This is a genomic window from Halomonas sp. (genome assembly GCF_034520545.1).
Taxonomy (GTDB): domain Bacteria; phylum Pseudomonadota; class Gammaproteobacteria; order Pseudomonadales; family Halomonadaceae; genus Halomonas.
In genome coordinates, this window is record NZ_JAXHNN010000010.1 from 87982 (window position 1) to 99007 (window position 11026).

Annotated in this window: 6 protein-coding genes; 2 read left to right on the forward strand and 4 right to left on the reverse strand. The window is 68.7% G+C overall.

Annotation, left to right across the window (positions count from 1 at the left end):
- Window positions 1-12: 12 nt before the first annotated feature.
- Genes xdhC through xdhA form a run of 3 tightly spaced genes read right to left on the reverse strand, consistent with a single transcriptional unit; the run spans window position 13 to window position 4908 of the window.
- Window positions 13-891 carry a xanthine dehydrogenase accessory protein XdhC gene (xdhC, locus tag U5L98_RS08930; RefSeq protein WP_322557970.1) on the reverse strand — a complete coding sequence of 293 codons (879 nt, stop codon included), beginning with the start codon at window positions 889-891 and terminating at the stop codon, window positions 13-15.
- Window positions 888-3464, reverse strand: coding sequence for a xanthine dehydrogenase molybdopterin binding subunit (gene xdhB / locus U5L98_RS08935; protein ID WP_322557971.1), 2577 nt, complete (start codon window positions 3462-3464; stop codon window positions 888-890). The genes xdhC and xdhB overlap by 4 nt, the downstream gene beginning before the upstream one ends.
- Window positions 3448-4908, reverse strand: a complete 1461-nt coding sequence (xdhA, locus tag U5L98_RS08940) for a xanthine dehydrogenase small subunit (protein WP_322557972.1) — start codon at window positions 4906-4908, stop codon at window positions 3448-3450. Before xdhA ends, xdhB begins: the two co-directional genes overlap by 17 nt.
- Window positions 4909-5102: 194 nt before the next feature.
- On the opposite strand from xdhA, the gene U5L98_RS08945 reads away from it, so the two are divergent.
- Both U5L98_RS08945 and hrpB read left to right on the forward strand, forming a co-directional pair.
- Window positions 5103-5786: a TetR/AcrR family transcriptional regulator gene (locus tag U5L98_RS08945; protein ID WP_322557973.1), complete on the forward strand. Its 684-nt coding sequence runs from the start codon at window positions 5103-5105 to the stop codon at window positions 5784-5786.
- A gap of 7 nt (window positions 5787-5793) precedes the next feature.
- Window positions 5794-8223, forward strand: a complete 2430-nt coding sequence (gene hrpB, locus U5L98_RS08950; RefSeq protein ID WP_322557974.1) for an ATP-dependent helicase HrpB — start codon at window positions 5794-5796, stop codon at window positions 8221-8223.
- Between the two features lie 29 nt (window positions 8224-8252).
- Here the strand turns inward: hrpB and U5L98_RS08955 are convergent, their stop codons facing one another.
- Window positions 8253-10979, reverse strand: coding sequence for an HAD-IC family P-type ATPase (locus U5L98_RS08955; RefSeq protein ID WP_322557975.1), 2727 nt, complete (start codon window positions 10977-10979; stop codon window positions 8253-8255).
- Window positions 10980-11026: the final 47 nt, after the last annotated feature.

Sequence of the window (11026 nt, forward strand, 5' to 3'; positions counted from 1 at the left end):
CAAGCAAAGCTCCTACCTGGAGTCGTCGGTAAGGAGGTGTCTCAACTCGGCCGGGTCGAGGCCGCGCTGGTCGCCTCGCTCGGGCGACTCGACCAGCGAGAGAAGCTCGGCGATGGCGGATATGGCGATGGCATAGGGGGTCTTGTCGCCTCCCGAGTGGCCGATGGGACAGCGTACCGTCGCCAGGGCCTCGTCCGTATGGCCGGTATCCGTCAGGCGCGTGCGGAAACTGGCCCACTTGCTCTGCGAGCCGATCAGGCCCAGCGAGGCCGTGTCACCGCGGGCGAGCAGGGCATCCACCAGGGCGCGATCCTCGGCGTGGTCGTGAGTCAGCACCAGGGCGTGGACGCCAGGCGGCAGGGCGGCCACGGCGGCGGCCGGGTCGGGCGCATGATGGCATTCGAGTCGCGGCTGGCGACTCGCCCAGTCGGGGAAGGCATCTGTCCGGCTGTCGTGCCACAGCACTCGCCAGGGCAGCGGTGCGGCCAGCCGCACGATCTCGCGGCCCACGTGGCCGGCGCCGAAGATCGCCAGCGTGGTGGTGCTGCCGGGGAAGACCTCGAGCAGCACGTTGACGAAGCCGCCACAGCACTGGCCGCTGCGCCCGCCGAGGCTGAAGGCCTCCAGGCTCATGCCGGCCTCGGCCTTTCCATCGGGGCCCGCCAGGCGCTTGCGGGCCGCCGCGATGGTCTGCCACTCGAAGGTGCCGCCACCCAGGGTGTCATAGACCGCATCGGCGGTGATCACCATCCGCGCCCCGGGTTCCCGGGGCGTGGAGCCGGCGCTGGTGACCTGGGTGGCCAACGCATGGGGCAACCCCTCGCGCTGCAGGCGGTGCAGGGCGGCATGCCAGCTCTCCGGTCGCGTGTTCCGATAATCCGCGGCCGTCATCCGGACTCACCCGCAGAAGGCGGCCAGGGATCGTGACGCGAGCGCAGCGCCTCTGCGGCCATCAGCACCCGTTCCGGGGTGGCCGGGGTATCGAGTCGCGGTGCCTCGCGGTAGTCGGCCAGGCTCGAGAGGGCATCGCGCAGCGCCGCCCACACCGAGATGCCGAGCATGAAGGGCGGCTCACCCACCGCCTTGGAGCGGTAGATGCTGGCCATGGAGTTGGGGTGGCCCTGGAGCAGTTCGACGTTGAAGCGAGGGGGCAGGTCACCGTAGGTGGGAATCTTGTAGGTGGCCGGGCCATCGGAGATCAGTCGCCCGGCGTCGTTCCACTTGAGTTCCTCGCCGGTCAGCCAGCCCATGCCCTGGATGAAGCCGCCCTCCACCTGGCCGATGTCGATGGCCGGGTTCAGGGAGTCGCCCACGTCATGCAGGATGTCGACTCGGTCTACCTGGTACTCACCGGTCAGGGTGTCGACGCTGACCTCGCTGACCGCCGCGCCATGGGCGAAGTAGTAGAAGGGGCGGCCCTGGCCGGTAGTGCGGTCGTAGTGGATCAGCGGAGTGGCGTAGAAGCCCTTCTCGGAGAGTGATACCCGGCCCAGGTAGGCCGTCTGCACCAGCTCGCCCCAGGGAATATGCCGCTCGCTCTCGCCATGGCCGGCCACCAGCTCGCCGGCCTCAAGGCGCATGCCTTCGCGATCGAGGGCGTAGTGCTCGCTGGCGAAGTCGAACAGCCGTGTCTTGAGGCTCAGGCAGGCGTCGCGGGCGGCCATGCCGTTGAGGTCGGCGCCGCTGGAGGCCGCCGTGGGCGAGGTGTTGGGCACCTTGTCGGTGCGGGTGGCGGTGATGCGCACCGTGTCGACGTCGAGGGCGAGCTCGCGGGCCACCACCTGGCAGATCTTGGTGTGCAGGCCCTGGCCCATCTCGGTGCCGCCGTGGTTGATCATCACGCTGCCGTCGGTATAGACCTGCAGCAGGGCACCGGCCTGGTTGAGGTGCTTGGCGGTGAAGGAGATGCCGAACTTCACCGGGGTCAGGGCCAGCCCCTTGCGAATCACGGGGCTCGTGGCATTGAAGGCGCTGATTTCCTGGCGGCGTACCCAGTAATCGCTATCGGCCTCGAGCCGCTCGACGACATGGTGCAGCAGGGCGACCTGTTCCACGGTCTGGCCGTAATGGGTGATATCCCGGCGAATGACGTCCTGCTCCGTCCGGTAGAGGTTGCGCTTGCGGATCGTCAGCGGGTCCTCGCCGAGGCGTCTGGCGATGTCGTCCATCGCCGCCTCGATCACCATCATCCCCTGGGGGCCACCGAAGCCGCGGAAGGCGGTGTTGGAGGCGGTGTGGGTGCGCGCCCGGTGGCCGGTGACCCGCGCCTCGCCCAGGGAGTAGGCGTTGTCGGCGTGGAACATCGCGCGGTCGACGATGGCGTCGGACAGATCCGGGGAGTAGCCGCAGTCGCCGATCAGGGTCAGCTCGCCGCCCTGGATCACGCCTGCCTGGTCCACGCCGAGCCGGTAGCGGTTGTGGAAGGGGTGGCGTTTGCCCGTGACCCGCATGTCCTCGGCGCGTGGCAGGCGCAGGCGTACGGTACGTCCGGTGCGCCGGGCAATCAGCGCCGCGATGCAGGCCCAGGGCGAGGCCTGGGTCTCCTTGCCGCCGAAGCCGCCGCCCATGCGGCGCACCTCGACCGTCACCGCGTGGAAGGGGATGCCCAGCACCTCCGCCACCAGCTTCTGGGTCTCGCTGGGGTGCTGGTTGGAGGTGTGTACGATCACCCCCTCGTCCTCGGTGGGCTGGACCAGGCAGGCCTGTCCCTCCAGGTAGAAATGCTCCTGACCGCCGACGAACTGCTCGCCCTCTATGACATGAGCCGCGCTCGCCAGCGAGCGCTGCCAGTCGCCGCTCTGCTGGACATGGGTCGGGCGCACGAACTCGCTGCGTTCGGCGGCGGCCACCGGATCCAGGCTCGCGGGTTGCTCGTCGATCTCGGCTATCCCTTCAGCCCAGGCGGCGTTCACGGCCTCCCGGGCTGCGCGATGAGTCTCGGCGGCTACGGCAAATAGCACCTGGCCGGCATAGCTGATCTCGTTCTCGATGAAGATCGGGTCGCCGGGGAAGACCGGACCGATATCGGTATGCCCTGGCACGTCATTGAAACCGACCGCGTCGACCACGCCGGGCATGGCCCGCACCTTGTCGAGGTCGAGGCGGGAAAGGCGGCCGTGGGCTACCGGCGAAAGCGCCAGTGCCAGGTGGAGACAGTCCGCCGGCGCCTTGAGATCGTCGATATAGGCGGCGCGGCCGGTGACGTGCTTGACTGCACTCTCGTGGGCGCTGGCGCTACCGGCACTGCCGCGCGTCGTGGTGGCCTCGCTATCGCGAGCCAAGGGGCCATCGCCCTTGATGCGGCCCTGCTGGTCCTGGCGCGCCCTGGCGGACTCGGCGGAGACATCCGGCTCGGAGCCCGGTGGCGTGTCTCGCGCAGCGTCGGGCGCGGTAGATTGCGCAGCGTCGGGCGCGGCAGATTGCGCATCGTCGGGCGCGGTGGAAAGCCTAGTGAGCGTACGCATGGAGCATCACCTCCCGGTCAGTGTGGTCGCCCGGCTGCGCCTGGTTTTCACCAAGCAGGACCAGACGCAGCCGCTCGAGCAGGTTGGCGGCGGAGAGCTGGCGATAATGGGCGCTGCCGCGCACATCGCTCATCGGCTGGAAGTCCTCTGCCAGCGCCAGCCTCGCGGCCTGGAAGGCGGCGGGGGACGGTGCCTTTCCCTCGAGGGCGGCCTCGGCCGCGGCGGCCCGCTTGGGGGTTGCCGCCATGCCCCCGAAGGCCAGACGCACATCGCGCAGCACGCCATCCTCCAAGCGCCAGACGAAGGCGCCGAGGACGGCGGAAATATCGTCTTCGCGACGCTTGGACAGCTTCCAGACCTTGAGGTGTCGGCCGGTCTCGGCACGGGGCAGGAAGATCGCCCGGATCACCTCGCCCTCGCGCAGGGCGGTCTGCTTGTAGTCGAGGAAGAAGTCGTCGAGGGGCAGTTCCCGCTCGCCCTCTGGCCCGGCCAGCCACAGGCGCGAGCCCAGTGCCAGCAGCACCGGCGGGGTATCGCCGATGGGCGAGGCGTTGGCGATGTTGCCGCCCAGGGTGCCGCGGTTGCGGATCTGGGCCGAGCCCAGGCGGTGCAGCAGATGAGCGAAGGCCTCATGGTGCTCATCGAGCAGCGGCTCCAGCCGCGCGTAGGTGACCGCGCCGCCTATCCACCAACCCGCGCGGCCGTCATCCAGGGTCGTTTCCTCGATGGCATTGAGCTCGGAGACCCGCGTGACATCGACCAGCCGCGGAAAGCGCGTCAGGCGCTGGGTCACCTCGAGCCAGAGGTCGGTGGCGCCGGCGACGATGGGAGCCTCGGAGTGAAGGGAACGCTCCTCTACCAGCTCGGCGAGAGTCGTCGGCTGGATGAACGATGTCCGGGTGGCGGCCTGCTCCTCGGGGGCGGTGGCATCCAGCCACTGCGGGCGCTGTGCTGGATGATCGTCCATGGAGAGAGCGGCGTCCCGGATCGGCCGATAGCCGGTGCAGCGGCAGAGGTTGCCGCCCAGCGCCGCTTCGAGGCGCTGTTGTGTCAGCGGCGCCGGCGCTCGTTGCTGCTCCTCGTGGAGAGTGAAGAGCGACATGACGATACCCGGGGTACAGAAGCCGCACTGGCTGCCGTGGCACTCGACCATGGCGGCCTGGGCGGGGTGCAGGGCGTCGCCCTGGGCCAGGCCTTCCACGGTGACCAGCGCTCGCCCCTGGAGCTGATGGGCCGGGGTGATGCAGGCGTTGGCGCTATGGTAGTGAATGCTGCCGTCGGGGTTGGCCTCACCGATGGCTACCGTGCAGGCGCCGCAGTCACCGGAGGCGCAGCCCTCCTTGGTGCCGGTCTGGCCGAGCGACTCGCGCAGCAGCTCGAGCACGCTGGTGTCGGGCGAGACCGCGCAATGGCGGGGTTGCCCGTTGAGCAGGAAGTCGATCATCGCCTTGTCTCTGTTGTTGGCGTGGAAAGGTTGGTGTTTAAGCGCAGGGGGTCCAGGGGGTTAAATGCTGACCGTTCGGTCAGGATGTTTTCAGCTTGGTTCAGTTTCATGCACTTTGCAAGCCCGTTTGCACCTCGCACGGGGGTGGGGCACTATCCTTGGCTTTTGATCCGCCATGGGCAGTGAGGTGGCCGATGACACAGGGGAGCGCGCCCACCGAGCGCGGGGCGAGAGAGCAAGGCGAAGCCAACGGGGTGACCCGCCGGCGCAACGAGCGCGAGATCCTGGCCGCGGCCGAACGGGTCTTCGCCCGGCACGGCTATCGGGGGGCGAGTCTCCAGGCGATTGCCGAGCAGGCCGGCCTGCCCAAGTCCAACGTTCTCTACTACATGGGCAGCAAGCGTGGCCTCTACGTGCGCCTGCTGGAGCGGATGATGGAGCGCTGGAACGCGCTGCTCGATGATATCTCGGTGGAGGATGACCCCGCCGAGGTGCTGGAGGCCTTCATCCGCAGCAAGATGCAGCTGTCGCGGCGTCACCCGGAGGGCTCGCGCCTGTTCGCCGCCGAGATCCTCGGCGGTGCTCCCTTCCTGCAGGAGTACCTGCGCGGCGAACTGCGCGACTGGGTCGAGGCCCGGGCGCGGATCCTCGAGCAGTGGGCCGAACGAGGGCTGATGGATCCCGTCGATCCGGTGTGGCTGATCTTCCTTATCTGGTCGGCCACCCAGCACTACGCCGACTTCGAGGCCCAGGTGCTGGGTATCACCGGCCGTAACGAGTTGAGCGATAAAGATGTCGAGGAGATCACCACCTTCCTCACCCGGGTGATCCTCAAGGGGTGTGGCGTGCGCTCTCGGGCCGACACGCCGGCCGGTTGAGTCTTCCATGACGCTGCCCATCGAATCCCGCCTCGACGCCATCCGGTCGGCCCTGGCCGATCACTCTCGCGCCTTGCTGGTCGCCGAACCCGGAGCGGGCAAGACCACTCGAGTGCCACTGGCGCTGCTTGAGGCTCCATGGACTCGGGGCGGCAAACTGTTGCTGCTTGAACCGCGTCGGGTGGCGGCCCGCCTGGCCGCCGGCTTCATGGCCGAGCGCCTGAATGAGACGGTGGGCGAGACCGTCGGCTACCGGATGCGCGGCGAGAGCCGTGTCGGGCCTTCGACCCGGCTCGAGGTGGTCACCCAGGGCGTGCTGACCCGCATGCTCCAGGATGACCCCATGCTCGAGGGCGTGGCCGGGGTGATCTTCGACGAGTTCCACGAGCGCAGCCTGGAGGCCGACCTGGGCCTGGCACTGGCGCTCGATGCCCAGCAGGGCCTGCGTGAGGACCTGCGCCTGCTGGTGATGTCGGCGACCCTGGATATCGACGCCCTGCTCGGCGTGCTGGGCGACGAGACCCCGGTCATCGATTGCCCGGGTCGCGCCTATCCCGTCGAGACCCGCTATCTGGCGCTCAATAGCCGTGAAGAGGTTGCGGCTCAACAGGCCAAGGCGTTGCTCGAGGCGTTGCAACAGCAGGCCGGCGATGCCCTGGTGATCCTGCCCGGCGTGGCGGAGATCCGCCGGCTGGCCCGGGAGCTTGACGGGCGAGCGCCGGACCTGGTCGTCATGGAGCTGCACGGTCGCCTGCCGCTCGAGGCCCAGCGGCGCGCCCTGCGCCCCGATCCCGCCGGGCACTCTCGGGTAGTGCTGGCCACCGCCATCGCCGAGTCCAGCGTGACAGTGGACGGCGTGCGGCTGGTGGTGGATGCCGGTCAGGAGCGGGTGCCGGTGTTCCAGCCGCGCACCGGGCTGACTCGCCTGGAGACGCGCCGGGTCAACCGCGCCAGCGCCGACCAGCGTCGCGGCCGCGCCGGTCGCCAGGGGCCTGGCCTGTGCGTGCGGCTCTGGGCGGAGGAGCAGCCGCTCATTCCCCATGGCGAGCCCGAGATTCGACAGGCTGACCTGGCTCCACTGGCCTTCGAGCTGGCGCGCTGGGGCATCGCCGATGCCGATCAGCTGCCTTGGGTGACTCCGCCGCCATCGGCGGCGCTTTCTGCTGGGCGCGATCTGCTGTTTCGCCTCGGCCTGCTGGACGAGGCGTTTCTACTGACGGGGCTGGGCCGTGCCGCCGTGCGTTGGCCGACGCACCCGCGTCTGGCGGTGATGCTGGAGCGGTCCGTCGAGCTGGAAGCCTGTCCCCTGGCCTGTGCCTTGGTGGCGCTGCTTGAGGGGCGTGCCTTGGACGAGGAGCGCGATCTGGAGCGGACGCTCGATGTGCGGCTTAAGGCTCCCCGGGCGCACCGCCAGTGGCAGCGCGATGCCGAGCGCCTCGCACGACTCGCCGGCGCGGCACTCAAGGTGGCGAGCCTGGCCCCGCTGGGCGAGCTGCTGGCGCTGGCCTATCCGGAGCGCATTGCGCAGCAGCTGGCGCCGGGGCGCTTCCGCCTGGCCAGCGGAGGCCTGGCGATCCTGCCCGAGAGCCACCCTCTGGCCCATGCCGAACTGCTGGTGGCCGCCGAGCTCGACGGCCAGGCCAGCGGTGCGCGCATCTTCCGCGCCGTGGCGCTCGAGCGTGAACGCCTGGAGTCCCTGTATCCCGAGTGCACCGAGTGGCGAGCGAGCCTGGAATGGTCCGACGACCAGGGCCGGCTGGTGGGCGAGCAGGTGCGTGGTTTGGGCTCCGTGGTATTGGCGAGAAAGCCCCTCGCCAAGCTGCCACCGGAGGCGGTCAGGGTAGCGCTGCTCGAGGCACTGCGCCGTCGCGGCCTGCCGCCGGATGACGATCTGCTGCAGCTGCGCGGTCGGGTGGCGTTGCTGCGCCGCGAGCTCGGTCGCGAATGGCCCGATTGGTCCGAGGCAACGCTGCTCGACACCCTGGATGACTGGCTGGGCCCCCATCTCGGTGATATCTCCCGGCTGGAGGCGGTCGAGCGCCTGCCGTTTTCACGCATCCTGCTGGCTACCTTGGACTGGTCGCTGCGCTCGCGCCTCGATGTCCTGGCGCCGTTGCGCCTGGCGGTACCCAGCGGCTCGACCCACCGGCTGGATTACACGCCCTGTCTCGACGACAAGCCGCCGGTGCTGGCGGTGAAGCTGCAGGAGTGCTTCGGCTGGCAGGCCTCACCGCGCGTCGTCGACGGACGGGTGACGGTGTTGTTGCATCTGCTCTCGCCGGCGCGCCGCCCCCTCCAGGTCACCACCGACCTGGCGAGCTTCTGGGACAATGGTTACCCAGAGGTGCGCCGCGAGATGCGTGGCCGCTACCCGAAGCATCCCTGGCCGGAGGATCCGGTGATTGCCGAGGCCACCGCCCGCACCAAACGCAGGTAGCGCTTCAGGACGTCTTCAGTCCCTCGCGGTCATGGTCGTCGTGGCTGCCCTCGGAAACCACGGGCGCGCAGCACGCGCTTCTCGATCTCGACGATCAGATAGATGGCCAGACTGCCGGCCAGTATCACCCCCCAGTGGCCGAGTCCCAGTCCCTCGCTGCCGAAGATCACCTGCATGAAGGGCAGGTAGGTCCAGCCCAACTGCAGCATCACGATGATGCCGATGGAGGCCCATACCGGGCGGCTGCCGAAGATGCCTGCCATGGAGAGGGTGCTGCGCAGCAGGTAGCGGCTGTTGATCAGGTAGGCGGCGCTGCCCATGACCAGCATGTTGACTGCGCCGGTGCGGGCCAGCATCTCGCTGCCGCCATGCTCGAGGATCCAGCTGAACATGCCGAAGACACCGACCAGCAGCAGCAGGGAGACGAACACCACCCGCCACAGCAGGAAGAGATCCAGCAGTGAGGCGTCGGGGTTCCGAGGCTGGCGGGTCATGATGTCCTGCTCGGCGTCCTCGAAGGCCAATGCCAGGCCGAGGGTGACCGCCACCACCATGTTGACCCACAGTGCCTGCAGCGGTGTCACCGGCAGGGTGGTGCCGGCCAATACCGCCAGCATGATCGCCAAGCCCTGGCCGCCGTTAGTCGGCAGCAGGAAGGTGATGGTCTTGCGGATGTTGTCGTAGACCTTCCGGCCTTCGCGGATGGCGCCGACGATGGTGGCGAAGTTGTCGTCGGCGAGCACCATCTCGGCGGCCTCCTTGGCGGCCTCGGTGCCCTGGATGCCCATGGCGACGCCGACGTCGGCGCGCTTGAGCGCCGGGCCGTCGTTGACCCCGTCGCCGGTCATGGCGCAGATGCCGCCCTTGGCCTGCATGGCTTGAACCAGGCGCAGCTTGTGCTCCGGCGCGGCGCGGGCAAAAACGTCCACCTCCAGGATGATGGCCTCGAGGTCCGCATCGCTCATCGCTTCGATCTCGCGGCCGCTGATGGCACGTTCGGTGTGGGCGAAACCCAGCTGCCTGGCGATGGCCAGGGCCGTGACCGCATGATCGCCGGTGATCATCACCGGGCGGATACCGGCGGCCAGGCAGTCCTTCACCGCCTCGATCGCTTCGTCCCGGGGCGGGTCGAGCAGCCCGACCAGCCCCAGCAGCACCAGTTCCTCCTCGGCGTGTTCGTCGGCCAGCTCATGGACGTCGCTCACCCGCTTCTCGGCCAGCGCCAGCACCCGCAAACCACGCTCAGAGAGCGCATGCATGCGCGCCTCCCACTCCTCTGGATCGAGTTCGACCTCGCCGGACTCGGTATGCACCCGATGGCACATCTCCAGCAGCCGATCCGGGGCTCCCTTGACCATCAGCAGCTGCTCGCCGTCCACCTCGTGGAGGGTGGCCATGTACTTGCGCTCGGATTCGAAGGGGATGGCGTCACTGCGAGAGTGGTCGCCGCGCAGCTTCACGGTAGTCAGTCCTGCCTTGGCCGCGGCCACCACCAGGGCGCCCTCCGTGGGATCGCCGTGAATCTTCCAGCGGCCGTCATCTTCCGCGAGCTCGGCGTCGTTGCACAGCACCCCCACCTTGAGAAAGTGGCGCAGGGCGTGGTCCTCGTCCAGGTCGAGTGCCGCCTCCTCTGGCTCGCCCTCGCTGACGCGGTGAAAACTGCCCTCCGGGGCGAAGCCGATGCCCTCGATATGCACCTCGCCTTGCGGCAGCCAGATTGCCTGGGCGGTCATCTCGTTGCGGGTCAGGGTGCCGGTCTTGTCGGAGAAGATGGTGGAAATGGAGCCCAGGGTCTCCACCGCAGGCAGGCGGCGGATGATGGCATTGCGCCTGGCCATGGCCTGCACGCCCAGCGCCAGGCCGATGGTGACGATGGCCGGCAGGCCCTCGGGGATGGCGGCCACCGCCAGGCCGACTGCGGCCATGAACATCTCGACCAGCGGCTGGCCGTGAACCAGTACCCCGAAGGCGCCGGTGAGGGCGGCGGCCACCAAAATGAAGAAAGCCAGCACCTGGCCGGCGCGGTCGATCTGGCGCAGCAGCGGCGTCTTGAGCTGCTCGACGCCGCGCAGCATCTCCGAGATGCGTCCGATCTGGGTATGGGCGCCGGTCTCCACCACCAGGCCTCGGGCATTGCCTTGAACCACGATGGTGCTGGCGTAGGCCATACCGCTGCGGTCGCCAAGGTCGGACTCCGCCTCCACGGCTGCCGTGTCCTTGTCCACCGGGGTCGATTCGCCGGTCAGCGAGGCCTCCTCGGTGCGAAAGCGTCGGGCTTCCAGGAGTCGCAGATCGGCCGGTACGCGGTCACCGCTTTCCACCAGCACGATATCGCCCGGCACCAGCTCCTCGGCGGGGATGGTTTCGCGTCGACCGTCGCGCAGCACATTGGCCCGGGGCGAGAGCATCTGGCGAATACTCTCCAGCGCCTGCTCGGCCTTGCCCTCCTGGATGAAGCCGATCAGCGCGATGATGAGTACCACGCCGAAGATTGCCGCGGCGTCCAGGGTATGGCCGAGTCCCAGGCTGGCGATGGCCGCCACGATCAGCACCAGCATCAGGATGTTGTTGAACTGTTCCAGCAGGCGTTTCCACCAGGGCCGGGACTCTGCCTGCTTGAGCTGGTTGGGGCCATGCTCGGCAAGACGGCGCTCGGCCTCCGGCCTCTCCAGACCTTCAGTGCGGCTCTCGAGGCGGGCCAGGGCTTCTTCGGTGGAAAGGGCGTGCCAGTCGGTGGGCTGAGCGGGGTCGGGCATGATGTTTCTCCGGCGGGGAGCCATACGACAAGCTCTATCACATGGCA